The organism is Bacillus sp. B28 (assembly GCF_029536185.1).
Classification (GTDB): domain Bacteria; phylum Bacillota; class Bacilli; order Bacillales; family Bacillaceae; genus Bacillus; species Bacillus halotolerans.
On sequence record NZ_CP120511.1, the window covers coordinates 539,147 to 555,918 of the forward strand.

At 35.0% G+C, this 16,772-nt stretch carries 20 protein-coding genes and 5 pseudogenes; 15 read left to right on the forward strand and 10 right to left on the reverse strand.

The features are described from left to right. Nucleotides 1-18 precede the first annotated feature (18 nt). Both P3L57_RS02825 and P3L57_RS02830 read right to left on the reverse strand, forming a co-directional pair. Nucleotides 19-321 carry a YfzA family protein gene (locus P3L57_RS02825; RefSeq protein WP_083244555.1) on the reverse strand — a complete coding sequence of 101 codons (303 nt, stop codon included), beginning with the start codon at nucleotides 319-321 and terminating at the stop codon, nucleotides 19-21. A 482-nt stretch (nucleotides 322-803) separates the two neighbouring features. Beyond that, nucleotides 804-1,109: pseudogene (locus tag P3L57_RS02830) on the reverse strand (SMI1/KNR4 family protein); the annotation flags it as partial. A 188-nt stretch (nucleotides 1,110-1,297) separates the two neighbouring features. Here P3L57_RS02830 and P3L57_RS02835 point away from each other — a divergent pair. Then, complete coding sequence (locus P3L57_RS02835; RefSeq protein ID WP_003240464.1) at nucleotides 1,298-1,531, forward strand: helix-turn-helix transcriptional regulator; 234 nt, start codon at nucleotides 1,298-1,300, stop codon at nucleotides 1,529-1,531. Further along, a complete protein-coding gene (locus P3L57_RS02840; RefSeq protein WP_069487536.1) occupies nucleotides 1,528-1,881 on the forward strand; it encodes a DUF2178 domain-containing protein in 354 nt (117 codons plus the stop codon). The genes P3L57_RS02835 and P3L57_RS02840 overlap by 4 nt, the downstream gene beginning before the upstream one ends. 443 nt (nucleotides 1,882-2,324) lie before the next feature. Here the strand turns inward: P3L57_RS02840 and desA are convergent, their stop codons facing one another. Continuing rightward, complete coding sequence (gene desA, locus P3L57_RS02845) at nucleotides 2,325-3,353, reverse strand: Delta(5) desaturase DesA (protein WP_044161685.1); 1,029 nt, start codon at nucleotides 3,351-3,353, stop codon at nucleotides 2,325-2,327. Nucleotides 3,354-3,537: 184 nt separating this feature from the next. On the opposite strand from desA, the gene P3L57_RS20690 reads away from it, so the two are divergent. The 3 genes from P3L57_RS20690 to cspC (P3L57_RS02855) all read left to right on the forward strand — a co-directional run bounded on the left by P3L57_RS20690 (nucleotide 3,538) and on the right by cspC (P3L57_RS02855) (nucleotide 5,439). Next, nucleotides 3,538-3,699 (forward strand): molecular chaperone TorD family protein, encoded by a 162-nt coding sequence (locus P3L57_RS20690; RefSeq protein WP_083244565.1) that lies wholly within the window; start codon nucleotides 3,538-3,540, stop codon nucleotides 3,697-3,699. 581 nt (nucleotides 3,700-4,280) lie between these two features. Next, nucleotides 4,281-4,484: a cold shock protein CspC gene (gene cspC / locus P3L57_RS02850; RefSeq protein WP_010333136.1), complete on the forward strand. Its 204-nt coding sequence runs from the start codon at nucleotides 4,281-4,283 to the stop codon at nucleotides 4,482-4,484. A gap of 751 nt (nucleotides 4,485-5,235) precedes the next feature. Next, nucleotides 5,236-5,439 (forward strand): cold shock protein CspC, encoded by a 204-nt coding sequence (cspC, locus tag P3L57_RS02855; protein WP_010333137.1) that lies wholly within the window; start codon nucleotides 5,236-5,238, stop codon nucleotides 5,437-5,439. Between the two features lie 921 nt (nucleotides 5,440-6,360). On the opposite strand, the gene P3L57_RS02860 is transcribed toward cspC (P3L57_RS02855), so the two are convergent. The 3 genes from P3L57_RS02860 to P3L57_RS02870 form a co-directional block, all read right to left on the reverse strand. Next, nucleotides 6,361-6,822 carry a CarD family transcriptional regulator gene (locus P3L57_RS02860; RefSeq protein ID WP_044161682.1) on the reverse strand — a complete coding sequence of 154 codons (462 nt, stop codon included), beginning with the start codon at nucleotides 6,820-6,822 and terminating at the stop codon, nucleotides 6,361-6,363. A gap of 229 nt (nucleotides 6,823-7,051) precedes the next feature. Beyond that, entirely contained in the window at nucleotides 7,052-7,390 is a 339-nt protein-coding gene (locus P3L57_RS02865; RefSeq protein WP_044161681.1) for an MmcQ/YjbR family DNA-binding protein, read from the reverse strand. A 129-nt stretch (nucleotides 7,391-7,519) separates the two neighbouring features. Beyond that, complete coding sequence (locus P3L57_RS02870) at nucleotides 7,520-7,903, reverse strand: VOC family protein (RefSeq protein WP_044161679.1); 384 nt, start codon at nucleotides 7,901-7,903, stop codon at nucleotides 7,520-7,522. Nucleotides 7,904-7,991: 88 nt separating this feature from the next. On the opposite strand from P3L57_RS02870, the pseudogene P3L57_RS02875 reads away from it, so the two are divergent. The 4 genes and pseudogenes from P3L57_RS02875 to P3L57_RS02890 all read left to right on the forward strand — a co-directional run. After that, nucleotides 7,992-8,229: pseudogene (locus tag P3L57_RS02875) on the forward strand (tetratricopeptide repeat protein); the annotation flags it as partial. A 175-nt stretch (nucleotides 8,230-8,404) separates the two neighbouring features. Continuing rightward, nucleotides 8,405-8,782: a hypothetical protein gene (locus P3L57_RS02880; RefSeq protein ID WP_069487537.1), complete on the forward strand. Its 378-nt coding sequence runs from the start codon at nucleotides 8,405-8,407 to the stop codon at nucleotides 8,780-8,782. 268 nt (nucleotides 8,783-9,050) lie between these two features. Further along, nucleotides 9,051-9,524, forward strand: a complete 474-nt coding sequence (locus tag P3L57_RS02885) for a hypothetical protein (RefSeq protein WP_059291891.1) — start codon at nucleotides 9,051-9,053, stop codon at nucleotides 9,522-9,524. A 516-nt stretch (nucleotides 9,525-10,040) separates the two neighbouring features. Beyond that, nucleotides 10,041-10,634 (forward strand): YdeI/OmpD-associated family protein, encoded by a 594-nt coding sequence (locus P3L57_RS02890; protein ID WP_069487538.1) that lies wholly within the window; start codon nucleotides 10,041-10,043, stop codon nucleotides 10,632-10,634. Nucleotides 10,635-10,832: 198 nt separating this feature from the next. Here the strand turns inward: P3L57_RS02890 and P3L57_RS02895 are convergent, their stop codons facing one another. The 3 genes and pseudogenes from P3L57_RS02895 to P3L57_RS02900 form a co-directional block, all read right to left on the reverse strand. Continuing rightward, nucleotides 10,833-11,534 (reverse strand): hypothetical protein, encoded by a 702-nt coding sequence (locus tag P3L57_RS02895; RefSeq protein WP_069487539.1) that lies wholly within the window; start codon nucleotides 11,532-11,534, stop codon nucleotides 10,833-10,835. A gap of 16 nt (nucleotides 11,535-11,550) precedes the next feature. Next, nucleotides 11,551-11,666, reverse strand: a pseudogene (locus P3L57_RS20695) (hypothetical protein); the annotation flags it as partial. A 216-nt stretch (nucleotides 11,667-11,882) separates the two neighbouring features. Further along, nucleotides 11,883-12,527 (reverse strand): YczE/YyaS/YitT family protein, encoded by a 645-nt coding sequence (locus P3L57_RS02900; RefSeq protein WP_069487540.1) that lies wholly within the window; start codon nucleotides 12,525-12,527, stop codon nucleotides 11,883-11,885. Nucleotides 12,528-12,641: 114 nt separating this feature from the next. Here P3L57_RS02900 and P3L57_RS02905 point away from each other — a divergent pair, with 114 nt between their 5' ends. The 4 genes from P3L57_RS02905 to P3L57_RS02920 all read left to right on the forward strand — a co-directional run bounded on the left by P3L57_RS02905 (nucleotide 12,642) and on the right by P3L57_RS02920 (nucleotide 15,024). Then, the gene (locus P3L57_RS02905; protein WP_044161669.1) at nucleotides 12,642-13,094 is read left to right on the forward strand and encodes a MarR family winged helix-turn-helix transcriptional regulator; all 453 of its coding nucleotides are present in this window, start codon (nucleotides 12,642-12,644) and stop codon (nucleotides 13,092-13,094) included. A 23-nt stretch (nucleotides 13,095-13,117) separates the two neighbouring features. Further along, on the forward strand, nucleotides 13,118-13,636 hold the full coding sequence (gene paiA / locus P3L57_RS02910; protein WP_069487541.1) for a spermidine/spermine N(1)-acetyltransferase: 519 nt from the start codon (nucleotides 13,118-13,120) through the stop codon (nucleotides 13,634-13,636). A gap of 23 nt (nucleotides 13,637-13,659) precedes the next feature. Next, nucleotides 13,660-14,277 (forward strand): FMN-binding negative transcriptional regulator, encoded by a 618-nt coding sequence (locus tag P3L57_RS02915; protein WP_059291888.1) that lies wholly within the window; start codon nucleotides 13,660-13,662, stop codon nucleotides 14,275-14,277. A 330-nt stretch (nucleotides 14,278-14,607) separates the two neighbouring features. After that, nucleotides 14,608-15,024, forward strand: a complete 417-nt coding sequence (locus tag P3L57_RS02920; RefSeq protein WP_044161664.1) for an NUDIX hydrolase — start codon at nucleotides 14,608-14,610, stop codon at nucleotides 15,022-15,024. 90 nt (nucleotides 15,025-15,114) lie between these two features. Here P3L57_RS02920 and P3L57_RS02925 read toward each other — a convergent pair. Then, a pseudogene (locus P3L57_RS02925) lies at nucleotides 15,115-15,372 on the reverse strand (EamA family transporter); the annotation flags it as partial. A gap of 143 nt (nucleotides 15,373-15,515) precedes the next feature. Here P3L57_RS02925 and P3L57_RS02930 point away from each other — a divergent pair. Both P3L57_RS02930 and P3L57_RS02935 read left to right on the forward strand, forming a co-directional pair. Continuing rightward, entirely contained in the window at nucleotides 15,516-16,148 is a 633-nt protein-coding gene (locus P3L57_RS02930) for a type 1 glutamine amidotransferase family protein (protein WP_069487542.1), read from the forward strand. A 369-nt stretch (nucleotides 16,149-16,517) separates the two neighbouring features. Beyond that, nucleotides 16,518-16,622: pseudogene (locus P3L57_RS02935) on the forward strand (MerR family transcriptional regulator); the annotation flags it as partial. Between the last annotated feature and the right edge of the window lie 150 nt (nucleotides 16,623-16,772).

Consider the following 16,772-nt stretch of genomic DNA (forward strand, 5'->3'; position numbering starts at 1 on the left):
ATTTATTTTAAATCACGGTTATTTAGAGCTATTACGCGAAAATACGTTTTTTAATGCACTTATTATTCCAGGCACAAGAAAGAAGACGCCAAAAAAGACAGTTAGTAAATTTAATTGTGGTGTTTCATAAAAAGTAAACCAGTCTATAAAAATTGAGGATTCCGTAATTCTCCCAAATAGTGTTCCATCAATCTCTCTATAATTAGGTAACCATCCTGTTGTTTCAAATGTAATAAAAATTATCTGTGACAACAAAAATACACCAATTTGAGAAACCCAATATTTTTTCAAAAATGGAACACTTTTTTGCTTTTCAGCCAACTAATATTCCTCCCTGCATTAGATACCATTTTATATTGATATACGGAAAATTAAAGAATAAGTTTCAAAATCTAATGTTGATGGATTCTAACACTTGAAACCAAGCTAGATAATTGTTCAGATATTGAAGAAAGTTGATGCGGAGAGATACCTGCATACACAGCAAGAATGGGAGCAATATTAAAGTTAGAATTATTTTTTTACGACAGGGCAATGAGTGACATATCTTTGATGAAATGTAGAGTTCCGTTGGTCTCTAATAGGTTCCTCCTTTGTGCCCATAATTCATAAAAAATGATGAGGTGTAAATAAAATAAACAGATGCTTTGATTAAAAGCTTTTGTAACCCAAGATACGTTCTTACTAGGTTGAGGGTCTATCTTAGAAACCATACCAAAACATCTTGGTATGGTTTTTTTATGTTGTAATCAATCAATTTCGAAAAAAAATTTTATTTTGAGGGATTGTAAAGATTAATCTTCTCAATCCTCATCTTCATTTAAGTCCTCTTTACCCTTTTCTAGTCGCTGGAGAAGAAATTCTAGAAAATTACTTGCAGCTGTATATCCATATCCTTCATGGTTATCCCAAAGAATAACTGGATACTCTCCATCTACCATTCTGTTTGTATCAAGACAATAAGAAAATTCATTTATATACTCAATAACAACAAGACCTAGTATAAAATTGTAAAACGTTCTGTATTCTATTGTTTGCTCTACAACTTCAGCGCCTTCAGAGTCATAACCAAGAATCATTGTTCCGTATGCGCCACCAAAACCGTGTTCTTATAAAAACATAAATTACACCAGATCGAACCTAACGAAATCATGAATTTCATCAGGTTCTTTATGCGATCAGGTTCATATTAAATCAAAGTAATTTAGGTAAACGTAAAGGTATATTATATTTTTGTATAAGTTTACTTTACTTTTATATAATATGAGTTTATAATTTGGCTCAAGAGGTGATAGTCATGAAGAAAGATTTTGGTGATTCGATCTCAAATAAGGTTTATGAATATCGTGTACTTGCCAGATTGTCTCAGCAAGAATTAGCAAAGAAAGTCGGGGTTTCCAAACAAACCATCTTTGTAATGGAAAAAGGAAATTATGTTCCGACTCTGCTGTTAGCTTTTCGAATTGCCGAATTTTTTAATGTGGATGTAAACGAGATTTTTACTTATGAGAAAGGAAATGATCAAAAATGAAAATGGTTTCGATCTCAGATACGATCACTAACGCAATTTTTCACCCTTTAAAGTCCTGGGCTGAACATTCTCCGGGAAATTGGAATATTCTTATTGGCAGCGGGTTTGTAATGCTTGTTGTCGGATTGATTCTGACATTCGTATTTCTTAAAAAAATGGGTAAGGCTGACGAAAGAACAAACCAAATCGCTTTAAAAGGTAGCCTCTATACGTTATATGCACTAATTTTTTGCGACTTGCTTTTCCCAAAAGAATATATGTGGCAAGTTTTCTTCTTATTTAAGTATTCTATTGCATTCCTCGCTTCAGCAATCTATCTAGCCGTTCGATATAAAAAAGATTTTTTGTAAATTCAATTACCGAGAAAGATAGTGTCTCTGTAGTTTTAATTGTTTTAGGAGAGCTAACGAATATGAAATCATTTTATAATGAGATTTGGAGAGTGGGAAAGTAAGGGGATTTTTTTGCTCACCAATTATTAACCACAATTCATACAAACCGTTAGAAATGATGTAAAGTGGAGTTAGAAAGTGTAATGAAAACAAGCGCTCATAATCAATGATATGGATTTACTATGTTGACGGCCTAGTGGGTGAATAACCAGTGGAGGTTCAATCCTCTCGGCCGCATCAATGATACCAAGGGTTTAACCATCTTTGGTATTATTTTTTTTCGGGAAATACGAGTATCTGGCATTAAAAAAGTGCTGACCCCTGCACAAAACCTTTGCGCGAGTCTGCACTTTTATTCTGCAAGATACACTGCCCCTTATCATCGATTATGGGGAGTTTATTTAATCCGTTCTTAGCCGCGCTGATGCTTGGCTTTTAGAAGCTTTTTTTAAGTGGCTAAAACCAACAAATTTTTTGCCTTCTTCATCCCATAGGCGGAACTTTAACGACTTAAGGCTTGTTGCCAGTGTGATGGTCGGAACGTTTTGCAATGGTTCAGTGCTGTTATGTACTTCTTCAAGCTTATAGTTTGGGACTCTCGGGCTTAAATGATGAACATGATGGAAACCGATATTGCCTGTTAGCCATTGCATGATTTTGGGAAGCTTATAAAACGAGCTTCCTTCCACTGCTGCTTTTACATATTCCCAATGCTTATCTTCTTCAAAATAAGAATCCTCAAACGTATGCTGAATATAAAACATCCAAATTCCGAGGGATCCCGATACCATAAAAATTGGCGCTTGAACCAGCAGGAAGTTTTGCCAGCCGATAGCCCAACATAAAAGTGCTGCCAAAACGACGATCCCCAGGTTTGTTACATATGTATTCATCCGCTCTTTGCGTTTTGCCCCTTTACGATTAAAACGATTGGTAATCCCGAAGACGTAAATCGGCCCAATAACAAACATAACAAACGGATTTCTGTACAAACGGTACATTATTTTTGTCTTAGCTGAGGCTTCCTTATATTCCTCAACAGTCAGTACCCAAATATCGCCTGTACCCCGTTTGTCCAGGTTGCTGCTAGTCGCATGATGGACAGAATGGTCGTGTGCCCAATGATCAAAAGGATGCAGAGTCAGAATTCCTGTTATTGTTCCAAGGATTCGATTCGCCTTTCTGCTCTTAAAAAAGGAATAGTGGCAGCAATCATGAAAGATGATGAAGGTTCTCACTAAAAAACCCGCCGCAACGACAGAAATCGCTAATGTAAGGAAATAAGAAATCGACAAGCTCTTATATGCCAAACACCATAACAGGAAAAATGGTACCAATGTGTTAATGATTTGACATATACTTTTTTGTAAATCGGACTTTTCGTAAGGGGTAACCAGTTTTCTCAAAGTCCTTAGGTTTTCTTTATTCATTTATTAAAATTTCCCCTTCCCTAATGTTCTTAAGCTCAGTATAGAAAACGTTTTCTGCTCTTTGAAGTCCCAGCTGTCATACACCATATATGATAAGTATCATGGTTTTGTTATAAATTCCCAGTCAGCTAAGGATCCTGCTCAAAAGCTGTTAAATGAATCGATTTTCCAATCCCTCTGTAAAATGAATGGAAATGTGAAACTGATTTCCAGCTTAATTAAATCTTTATTAACAGAGACAGCCTGGAAACAAAAGTTGTATAAAGATTATACCCATCTCTTTATCGGACCAAACTCTATCCCTGCTCCCCCATGGGAATCGGTTTATTTAGACCGTGAACCTTGATTGAGGAACAAACCTTACAAGTGTAAATATGGATTGAATTCTGAGTGTCAAAATAAAGTAAGCTGGAAGACCTTGAATTTCCTAGTTGCTTAATTAAAAAGGCTTTGGAAAGTGGTAATGAAGAAAAGGAAGATAATTTGAGATCAAGTTTTATTTTTTTATGAGCATATTGGCAAATGGGATATACAATGAGTAACGTTTGCAAACATTTGCAGAAATAAAGCTTTACCAGTGAACAGCGCTGTTTTTAGCACTTGAACAAGAATCAGCTGAGTTTTTTAAAGAAATCTTTAACAATCAATAACGAAGTACGATTAAGCAAGGGTTGAAGACACTCGCGATTCATTTTCACGGTGTTTTCAAACCATAGTTATTGAAGGCCTCTTATTCTGTATGTTTAACAAATAATGGCGAATAAAACAATAACATTAATTTGCATTTATTTCCGTTTCGTGTTATGATAAAGAAGAATTATTTTTGTTCGTGTAAAGGATAGTATGAATATTGACTTTTCGTCTTGATGATACTTTGGGCAGGGATAGTAATTAAAATGTGTGGTAACGCACTAGGAGGCAACAAAAATGGAACAAGGTACAGTTAAATGGTTTAATGCAGAAAAAGGTTTTGGATTTATCGAACGTGAAAATGGAGACGACGTATTCGTACACTTCTCTGCAATCCAAGGTGACGGATTCAAATCGTTAGACGAAGGTCAAAAAGTAACGTTTGACGTTGAGCAAGGTGCTCGTGGAGCTCAAGCTGCTAACGTTCAAAAAGCTGCTTAATCTTAAATGTTTATAGAAACAGGCTCTTAATAAAGGGCCTGTTTTTTTACGTTCTCTGTATAATACTCGAACTCAATAAAAAACCCTACTCAACGTTCGAGTAGGGAGATGTTACAAGGTAATAGCAAAAGATTTAACGCTTCAAAGGTTTGTTTATAGTATAACATACTGGATTGACAATATGCGGGAATGTATATAAATTATTTATTTTTCTTTTCGAATACAATCACATACTATTATTTCTTTTTGCCAATATATAAGAATCGGTTTATTTCGACCGTGAACATTATTGAGAAACAAAACATTACAAGTAAGAAAATACTGCCGTAAATAGGATTAATGTTAGTGTCAAAATGATTAAAAGGCTTTGGAAAGTGGTAATGAAGAAAAGGAAGATGATTTGTGGTCAAGTATTCTTAGCAAACGAGGCTAAACAATGAGTGACAGAAGACGTCTGTAGAGGCAAAGCTTTACTAGTGAACAGCCCTGCTTTTAAAAAAATATCTTGCACTTGAACAAGCAACAGCTGAGCTTTTTTAAGAAATTTTGTTAACAATCAATAATGATGTACACACTCGTGATTCATTTAAAACGATATTATAATTGCAATTATTTCCGTTACGTGCTATGATAAAGAAAGATTATTTTTGTTCGTGTAAAGGATAGTATGAAGATTGACTTTTCGTCTTGATGATACTTTGGGCAGGGATAGTAATTAAAATGTGTGGTAACACACTAGGAGGCAACAAAAATGGAACAAGGTACAGTTAAATGGTTTAATGCAGAAAAAGGTTTTGGATTTATCGAACGTGAAAATGGAGACGACGTATTCGTACACTTCTCTGCAATCCAAGGTGATGGATTCAAATCATTAGACGAAGGTCAAAAAGTAACGTTTGACGTTGAGCAAGGTGCTCGTGGAGCTCAAGCTGCTAACGTTCAAAAAGCTTCTTAATCTAAACTCGTTATAAAAACAGGCTCTTAGTATAGGGCCTGTTTTTTTGCGTTCTCTGTATAATACTCAAACTCAATAAAAAACCCTACTCAACGTTCGAGTAGGGAGATGGTACAGGTAATAGAAAAAGATTTAACGCTTCAAAGGTTTCTTTACAAGTAGAACATATCGGATTGACAATATGCGGTAATGTATATAAGTTATTTATTTCTTTCAAAGACACCTACAGCTTATTAGGAAGCAAACTTTTACGAAATGTTAAAATTCCAACTCTACATGTGTCGTGTATCAACCGCTAAAAGCGCCGCACTAAACGGGAGTCATCCATGATAATTCCGATACTCTCCTTCTTTTTCATTCATCACATCAGATGAAGTTTATGTATATTCTCTTTTTACCAATGGTGAACAAAAAGGACCATCCCTTTTGTAAAGAATCATCCTTTTCTTCGTTCATTTAATAATTTTTATGTGTTGTTGATTAATTATAATAACTGCTGGTTCATCTGCAAGAATTCCACCAACTTCAAATTTTCATAAGACTGATCCTTATTAGAAGTAGGCTTCTTTAACTATTGACTGGCGCAGTGGATATAAGAAATTCTTAACGATAGAGGGGAGATTGATTGATTTTTCTTGACTTAGATATACCTAAAACAATGAAAGCCCTACCTCTCTTTCATCCTTACGGCTCCTTGTCCGTGCCAGTGTGAATCAGGTACTAAAATCAAGTGACTATTTGATAAACTTCAAATGTCCGTTGAAGAAATTTAAATAATAAAAATGGATTAGATTGTAGGAATAACAAAAGAGGTTAATGTACTAAAAATAAGGTGAAAAAGTTGAATGTCTTTGAAATGATTTACCTTTAATCATGGTATTGATGAAAAATTCAGAATGTTTTCGGAGTGTAATATTAACCTTAACAGAAACTTTTTATTTGATTTTCAGTGATTCCTTTAATTACTTCCAGTTCACTGATCAAAAATTCATATGCATGATCCAACATTTTTTTTTCGCTTGCATTAAGTGCTTTTTCTTTCTTCATACGCATTAAATCACGTACAACTTCGGCGCCGTCTTGTATTTCACCCGTTTTTATTTTGTTCGTGTTTACTTTATACCTTTGTTTCCACGGCAGTAACCTATCTGATTCTCCATGCTGAAAAATGTGTATAATGTGTTTTAACGCAAGTATATCAGTAACTGGTCGTATACCTGAACTCGATATTTTACGCGTTGGAATCATAACTTTCATATTACTGATTGACATTTTTATGACATAATACTGTTGTTTTTCCTCTAAGAATTCTTTTTCTTCTATGGCTTCAATTATACCTGCTCCGTGCATTGGATAAACAATGTTATCGCCAATTTGAAACATATCATCCACCTCCGTATATGGTAACCTTCTTAAGCTTACCATATATGGAGGTGGATAATCAAAATATTTAATAATAACATGATAATATTTTTATTGTCAATAACTTTTTCGAAAAAATCAGATCAAGCAAAAACAATAGGGAACGTGTATGATTTCCAATAAAGGAAAGGTCAATTGGTCCGTGTATATCCTGAAACCTCGACTAATTACCATAGATCAGTTTTTCATTTTAGCTGTGAGACTTCTTCGGCTTTGTCAATTCGAAACTATGTTGCACCATATCACCAAGAGTTTCTTTCGTGAGGGCACCATCTAAAATAATGGTATTCCAGTGGTCTTTATTCATATGATAACCGGGTTTCACTTCCTTATAGATGCTGCGCAGAAAATTGGCGCGTTCAGGTTCGCATTTAAGATTGATGCATAGATGGCCATTTAGATGAAAGATAAGCGCAAACAACTTTTTATTACCTTTGTGACGCATCACAGTCCATCCTTCACCAAAAGGATAGTCTTTATAGGTGTCTGGATAAGACAGGCAATAATCCATTATTTCATTCAGAGTCATAATAAGCCACCACCATTATAATTTATGATATAGATAAATGAGTCAATGATTCATAGATCATTATATATCAAAGTAAAATCTGTTTTACTCGTTTTGACTATTAGGTGTTAATATAAGAACGTCATGAAGCTACTTTTGTATAATCTGAATGAGGTTGCCGCATGTATCGTCGAAGACAGCTATTGTGACTTCTCCCATTTTTGTCGGCTCCATAGTGAACTTCACGCCTTTTTCCATTAATTGTGTGTACTGTTTTTGAATATCTGTAACGCCAAACATTGTTGCTGGGAAGCCCTCGGCGAATATCTTCTTTTGATACTCCTTAGCGGCAGGATGTTCATTTGGTTCGAGTAAAAGTTCGGTTCCATCTTGATCATCTTGAGAAACAAGTGTTATCCACCTGAATTTCCCCATAGGAACGTCTTCCTTTTTTACAAACCCCAGCTTTTCTGTATAAAACTCGAGTGCCTTGTCTTGGTCTTGTACGAATATACTGGTAACAATGATTTTCATACTGTTTTTGCCTCCTTTGATATTTATGACGAATGATACTGGCTGCAAGCAAATAACCCACACATTTGTCAGAAGTCCTGTTCCGGCTTTTTTCAAAGTGTCTTATGTATATTATATGAAACAAACGTATTTCTCCATGAATGATGCAAATCGTGCACTCAACATTTTTGGAGTGTAAGAAACTGTCCAAATTATACGTTGTCAATTTATTGTAGCAGGAAACTTGATCGATTCTTTAGAATATGAAAGAGCCTAGGAACAATTTTTGAATTCTTTGGAAGCTGCAAAGAAAAACGTAAAGCATTGCAATGTCACATATGAATATCATGTGGTTATTTACCAATATGTAAATTTATGTCTTAATAGTAAGTAGTGATAAATATTATTGATAGCTGCGTTTTGACTGCCTATTTTTTCATTGAATAATATAAAATGGTTATGAAATGGAAAAATGTCGAATACCCGTTTATAAGTACATTTATAAAAAAAGGAGTTATAACGATGTTAAAAAGGTTTTTTCTGGTTTTACTTACACTGATGATGTCTATAGTTGTTATACTAGTGGCTGCTAAAGATTCCCCTGGAGATAATGTCATTTCATTTGGAGAGCCTAAGATCTTAATGATATCCATTGGGATAGTTGTATTTTTATTCATCCCTCCATTAGCCATGTCCTTTTTTGGCAACATGGCTGTAAGAATAATATCTGGAGTATATCAATGTTTTATCGTTTTAACTTTTCTGGGGATGATTCCAATTGGATTTCTTATTCCCAATGGCTTTTTGACAATTCTTGTTTCTGTTTTAGGAACTTTAGTCAGCATAATTAGTGTTGTAGTAACCCTATTCATTGATAGGAATAAAGAGGTTAAATCTTAATATAATAGTTGCCTTTATTGAAAAGCTTTATCCCTAATGTCGAGGAAAGGGGCCTTCCATTGATCAGTGACACCAACATGATCGTGATAAAAGCTTCTTTATAATCTTTTGCTCGATTTTAAGCTTCATTTAAACAAAGATTCTGCTTCAAATCCCTTCATTGTCCAATCTTTTTAATGAGTTTATATCCTAATCTTACTATTAATTATTCATATTAGAATATAATAAGTTTACATCCTATTTATTACTTATAAAGATTGGAGTTAAAATGAAAAAAAGTAGGTTTATTTTAGCAATTATTTTTTCTGTTGTACTGCTTGTTTTTTTAGCATGGTTTATTTATGCTGGCACCCACCAACCTCCTATATTGAAGGGGAATTCAAAAGATGGAAAATGGAGTGTTATCTATTCTCCTGAAAAAGACATAGATCTTGCAAGACAAGACTTATGGGCGGTTCATATTACATGGAAAAGGGATTCTGAGTTTTCAATAAAAGAGGTTGTGTTTAAAGAAAATGGTGTTGTTGAGGCATCAGGTGACGCAACAGATGAACCTAAGAATGCTAAAGAAGTAGCAGTAGCGATAATGGGAGATCCACCAAATACGAATAATGATTATACAGTAGAAGTTACTTGGGAAGAGAATGGGAAAACACAAAAAGACATTATACTAGTAAATAAAGAAATCAAACGGTCTTTTGTTATTCCTAATGTAATAAAAAGAATTTTAAGTTTAGGGTAAAGCTAAAATACTCTCCTAGGAATAGAAAAATATTATTAAATCAAGTATAAGCGTTTGCTTTTATCTTGTTTCATCTTAATTTTTTACCTTAACTGAGGGTTGTTCCTAAGTAAACATCAATGATACCAAGGTGACTGCCTTGGTATTTTTTTGTGCACCTAACCTGTAAGTCATTTAAACGGTCAGCAGTTTCTCTTTGTTTGTTGGGGAAACATAAACATCTATTGTCGTTGTTATAATAGCTTGTCCGAGTCTTTTTTTATTGTTGCATAAACTTCGTCTTAAGCTTAATCTATGAATACATATAAAGACGGAACCTATATAATTGCTGATAGGAGAATAAAACAAAAACCGTGATGTCAAAAATACCAATTAAGGGGAAGGGGATGAAGAAAAATCAAGATCGTGATATCTAAATGGGTGAAGAGCCTAAAAAATTGTTAGAGGAAAGTACGGTCAAGCCGGTGAAGCTAACGTGATGAAAAAGCAAACGGTTTGGAAAAGAGGGGGGTCCTGATGACAAATAGCAGAACGAATCCTAAGGTTGATGAATTTTTAAGTAAAGCTGAAAAGTGGAAGGAAGAATATGAGCGGTTAAGAAATATCGTTCTTGACTGTGAACTGACTGAAGAATTTAAGTGGATGCATCCTTGTTATACGTTTCATAAAAAAAACGTCGTTTTAATACATGGATTTAAAGAATATTGTGCGCTTCTGTTTCACAAAGGCGCCTTGTTACAGGATCCTCATGGGATTCTTATCCAACAAACGGAGAATGTACAGGCGGCGCGCCAGATTCGGTTCACCAATGTTCAGGAAATAGCCGATTTGGAAACCATCTTGAAAGCCTATATTGATGAAGCCATTGAAGTTGAAAAAGCCGGTTTGGAAGTGAATGTTAAAAAGAATACGGAATACATCATTCCAGAGGAACTTCAACATAAATTCGATGAAATCCCTGCCTTGAAAACTGCTTTTGAAGCATTGACCCCGGGACGGCAAAGAGCATACATTCTTTATTTTTCTCAAGCCAAACAATCCAAAACTCGAGAGTCAAGGGTTGAAAAATATATGAAGAAAATTCTCGATGGAAAGGGATTAAAGGATTAGTATATTCGCCAGGAAGGCATTTTGCTAAGTGAGATTTCTATGAAACTGTCATGAAAGAAGCATTGAAGGATGAAGGCAACCATGATACCAACCATGGTATTTCTAGTGTCAGAATAAAATGCAGAGGGGCGGTTCAATGTATAAAAGAACCGTCCCTTATTTTGTTTGGCATTTTCGTTAGAATAAAACGATTACTGATTAATGAATAGCCATTATGTCAATGAGGCGCTTGATTTTTTCACTGTCTCCTGTATCAACGTACACTGTTTTTGCATTTTTTATTATATCCTCAGTCACTTCCCGCATTACGCCTTTACTTAAATCATCTGAGGAATCCCAGCGTAAAGGAACATCGTATACTTTAATCGTGCCATCGCCATTACCGCTATAAGTTACAGATCCATCCACTAAACGAGAGCCTGCTAACTGGATAACATCTTCCGGATAGCCAGCACTGGTGTCATCATTCGGATTGATTGGTTCGCCAGCCGAAATATGTCGAACATTCAGTTCATCTATCTCTTGATTTGCTCCAAGCTGCAACCAAACTCTGGCATATTCGATTTTCTCAGAAGAATATTCCGCTAATACATTGTCTTTTTCGCTGTTCGCCTCGTTTTTTTGTCCTTCTAAAGAGGTTTCTTTTGATTCATCCGTTGAGGATTCTGTTGAGGCATTTTCATTTGAATTCTTTGTTCCGGATTCTTCTGATCCTGTTGTTGCCTCTGATTCATCCTTAGTTATTTGGTTGCTATCTTCAGTCTCATTATTCTTTTTTTCAGATTGTAATGCAGAATCATTATTTGATTTTTCTTCCTTACCGCCCATACATCCAACGAGCAATAAGACGAGCAGCATTAGGACAACATTACAATAAAAAATATTTCTCAGTTTCTTCATTATTTCATCCCTCACCATCATCAACAGCCTTACATGCTTTTCTTAGCTTAATCAGTTGATTTTTCAGTTTTTTATAATCTTTTTTCGGTTTTCAGCTTCAGTAAACAAAGACTTAGCTTCAAATACCATCATTGTCCAATCCTTTCAATTAGTTATATCTAAATATTACCATGGAATAGATATGAAAGTTCGAAAAAATTGTTTAAGGAGAGATAACGAATGTTAGCTCAATCGAGTAAATCTCGACAGCTTTTTGAAATGATGGCCACACTGTATACGGATGGATTTCATGAGGAATCACCTAGAAACTGCGAAAATAAAAACCACTTTCTCTTTACATTAAGCAGCCTATATTGAATGCTTTTTATCTTTGTCATCATTTGGTGATGTACTAGAGTGTGTGAATATGCGGTCTAATATTTGTTCTGTAAATGGCATAAAGGCATTAAGGATTATTCCTCCTAAACAAACGGTTAATATAGTCCCGACGCCAATTGGCCCATTTAAAATAATTGCAGCTATCAAGAATACGACATAAATGAATGTTCTCGAAAAAAAGATATTTGTTCTAGTTAAGTCTTTTATGATGAATGTTAATCGGTCAACTGGAATTGGTGCAAAATTTGTGTGCAAATAGGTTGCAGTTCCTAATCCTATAACGACTAAGCCGATTCCAAAACAAATCATTTTGCTGAACCATAGGTCAGGCGTTATCAAATTGTGCAATAAAAAAAGCCACATATCAATCCCAATCCCCGTTATAAATGCTGTTAACATTCCCAAAACTTCCGGTCTTTGTCTATTTAAAATTGAATTACAGCATATCAATATGAACGCTATTATGATTTCCCAGCTTCCCACTGTAAGCCCCACATTTTTAGACAGTCCTACCACAACTGCATCAAAGGGTGAAGTTCCAAGGTCTGCTTGGATAGTGAAGGAAATACCAAGAGTTAAAATGAAAATTCCTAATACATAAAAAGTATATTTCACTTTACTCGACCTCTTCTTCGTTATTTTTATTGCAAATACAACAAAGCTACGTTATATTCAATATAGGTCATTTTTGTTGTATTTGCAACAAAGATATGTACTAAGGAGGTCATGATGAAGGAAATTCTTCGCGAAATCGGAATGATTGCAAGGGCATTAGATTCGATAAGCAATATAGAATTTAAAGAATATAACCTCACAAAAGGGCAGTATTTGTACCTTGTCCGAATATGTGAAAACCCAGGAATCATTCAAGAAAAGTTAGCTGAAATGATTAAAGTAGACCGAACAACCGCAGCTCGTGCCATAAAAAAACTCGAAATAAACGGTTTTATTGAAAAGATGGATGATGAACATAACAAAAAGATAAAAAAACTCTTTCCAACAGAAAAAGGGAAAGATGTGTTTCCCGTTATAAAAAGAGAAAATGATCATTCGAATAGTGTCGCATTAGCAGGATTTTCTGAAAAAGAAGCGGAAACCATTTTTCACCTTCTTCAAAGAATGAGAAAAAATGTAGAAGTTGACTGGGAATATGTAAAAAAAGGGAACAAGAGAGATTATTAATTTTAAAAGGAGCATATATGAGCATGAGTGTAAAACTAAAAAAATGCAGCCATGAAGATTTAAAAATACTCCAAATAATAAGTATTGAAACATTCAATGATACATTCAAAGACCAGAATTCACCTGAAAATATGAAAGCTTATTTGGAAAGTGCGTTTCATTCTAAACAATTGGAAAAGGAATTATCCACTGTCTCTTCACAATTCTTTTTTGTTTATTTTAATCATGAAGTCGCTGGATATTTAAAGGTCAATACCAATGAGGCTCAGTCTGAAGAAATGGGTGATGAATCACTAGAAATCGAGAGGATTTATATCAAGAACAAATTCCAAAAACATGGCCTTGGCAAATATCTGTTCAATAAAGCTGTGGAAATTGCGCTGGAATCTAATAAAAAGAAAATCTGGCTAGGTGTATGGGAAAAAAATGAAAATGCTATTGCTTTTTATGAGAAAATGGGGTTTGTTCAAACTGGAGCCCACTCTTTTTATATGGGTGATGAAGAACAAATAGACTTTATCATGATCAAAACACTCGTATAACTTTTTATGAGAGGCGGGTTTATATGTATATTCCAAAATACTATAAGGTTACAAATGCTGATGACATTTGGGACTTTGTTCAAAACAACTCATTTGGCACAATTGTCACAACAGCACAAGGGAAACCAATTGCAACTCATTTGCCATTGCAGTTCATGAAAGAGGGAGATACTTACTATATAACGGGGCATATTGCTTATGGGAATTCTCAATGGAGAACATTTGAAACCTGTGAAGATGTGCTTGTTATGTTTCAGGGACCGCACGCTTATATCTCTTCCTCTTGGTATGAAAAGGAAAACGTCCCAACATGGAACTATCAAGCCGTACATGTATACGGTACAGCCAGCATTTTGAACGAAGAAGAGCTAAAACATGACCTGACAATGCTGCTGCAAAAATACGAAAAGCACCGTAAGAATCCTGTTTTATGGGATAAGCTTTCTCCTCAGCTCTTAGAAAGTCAGCTGAAAGGTATTGTCGGATTTAAGATGAAGGTGGGAGAAATTCAGGCTTCATATAAATTAAGTCAGAACCGAAATGAAAAGGATTATATGAATATCATTGATCAATTACAACATGAAGGAAATCCAAATTCGAAACAAATGGCAGAACTGATGGAAAAGCGATTAAAAGATTAAATATAAGTCTTCCTTACAGCAGCGAGTTTGAATCTCTCCAAAAGTTTAAATAAAGACAAGAGTACGTAAATCAAACGTTGATTTATAAGGGTATTTCAACAGAAAACACAGTTTCTCTTTATTGAGGTCTAGTGAATGAATAACCTGTGAAGGTTCAATTCCTCGGCCGCATCCCAATTATACCGAGGGTTTAACTGCCTTTGGTATTATTTTTTATGCAGAAAATACAGCTATGAGAGAAAGCTGCTCATCAAAACTCACCAGTTATCATTTATAGTAAAAAAACAACAATCAACCGAGAATGAATTTTGTTCTATAAAGGAGATTCCCATGGAAGAAGTAAAAGTTGTGTATGCGTTGATTAAAAGTAAATGTAATCAGATATTAATGGTGGATAATCATGAAGGACACTGGTCACTTCCGGGTGGAAGAGTTGAACCTGATGAGACGTTAATAGAAGCTGCTATACGTGAAGTGCATGAAGAAACAGGTTTTGAAGTAGAAATAGGGAATTTAATTGCTGTTAACGAAGCGAAATATGTAAAGAGGAATCATCACGCTATCCTTTTTACATTTGAAGCACGAATTGTTGGAGGAACCGAAGCGATTAAAAAGCCAAACGAGATATTGCAAATTGAATGGGTTGACATTGAACAGGCAAATGAACGAATGCCGTATTACTCAGAAGGACTTAATAAAATGCTGACAGGATACGCCCTATATAATAATCAAGGAACAATAGGGTAATAGCAGTAATCGTCAGGTTAGTAGGTCAAGTTGCAAACAAAAGAAACAAAACAGTAGGTAACAAATGCTCCCCACTGTTTTGTACGTTACTTAGCTGATATTTTCTGTAATCGTTTTGGAAAATGTGATTGATTTATTCTCGCTAACAAATGTTGAGCCTAAAAGGAGTGCGCCACCTAGCATTTGAACAATGGTCATTTGTTCTTGCAGGATAATGGCAGAAATTAATATAGATACAAATGGATCGACATAGCTTATCATAGCCATACTCTGTCCTTTTAATTTTTGCATACCCGAGAAAAATAACCAAAATCCCATCCCAGTGTTTACAATCCCTAAAATGATGATTACTTATACGGTAAATCTATTTAAGTTTTTAGCGAATAAGCCTTATTGATGTTCTGTCGGAATTAATGTCATCAAGTACGATAACTTCTGTCAGGGAAGTAATATATAATAGGCTATATCAATTGTGATCGGAGTGTGATGGGATGCAAACGAAAAAAGTTTATCTTTATGTATGTAATACAATGTCAGATTGGGAATATGGATATTTAATCGCTGAACTAAACTCAGGAAGATATTTCAAAAAAGATGCAGCACCTTTAAAAGTAGTTACAGTAGGAGTTAATCAAGAAATGATTACTACAATGGGAGGTTTAAGCGTAAAACCAGATATTTCCGTTGGTGAGTGCACTCTTGAGAGGAAAGATCTTCTCATTTTACCTGGAGCGAATACTTGGGGAGAAGATATTCATCAGCCTATCTTGAAAAAAGTTGGCGAAGCTTTAGAGCTGGGCACTATTGTTGCTGCAATTTGCGGTGCAACGGAGGGCCTCGCCAATATGGGATACCTAGATTCCAGAAAGCATACTAGCAATGACTTAGAGTATCTAAAAATGGTCTGTCCTCATTATAAAGGAGAAACGTTTTATGAGGTGGGGCCTGCGGTATCTGGTGAGAATTTGATTACTGCTTCAGGAGTAGCTCCTCTGGAATTTGCGATGGAAGTATTGAAAACATTAGATGTATTTGCGCCAGATACATTACATTCATGGTATAACCTCAATAAGACACATCAGCCAGAATACTTCTACGAATTAATGAATTCAATAGAGAGATGAGCGAAATCATTCAACTGAGTTTTATACACTTTCGACGATCGACGATGACAAACATTTTAACAATACTCAGAGTGATGTTGCAATGACAACAAGCTTTCATAAAACAAAGCAGTGTTGAGGGCTGAGTATAAGCATAGTAAAGGGAAAAAGCTTAATCTTTTTGGGAGATTAGGCTTTTTTTCTAAAGTCTAATATTGGCTTTCGGTTATACATGTATTCATTCATGACAGTTTGGTATAAAACTTGTTTTCAGCAGATTTTAGGGATTTCTATTTTCTCGAGTTAGTTCGTTTAGGGTTTAGTCCGTATTTGTGAATAGGTAGATGAAAGATTTTCTGAAGGAGCTGACAGATAGAAAGGAGATAATGGATGAAGGAATATTTTACAATTGGAGAAACAGCCCGTCTCAATAACATCTCAATTCAAACATTGCGCTATCATGATAGTATCGGTGTTTTCAAGCCTTCCTTTTCGGCATATACTTTTCTCCCCAAGGGAAGAAATCCGCCGAGTTATGAACATGGAGAAGAAAGTTCTGGAACTTATCAGAGGAATTCATTTGGTTACTGTTGGGGAACATATAGATACCTTCTGAATATGGTCTTTAGTATAAATAAACCTATT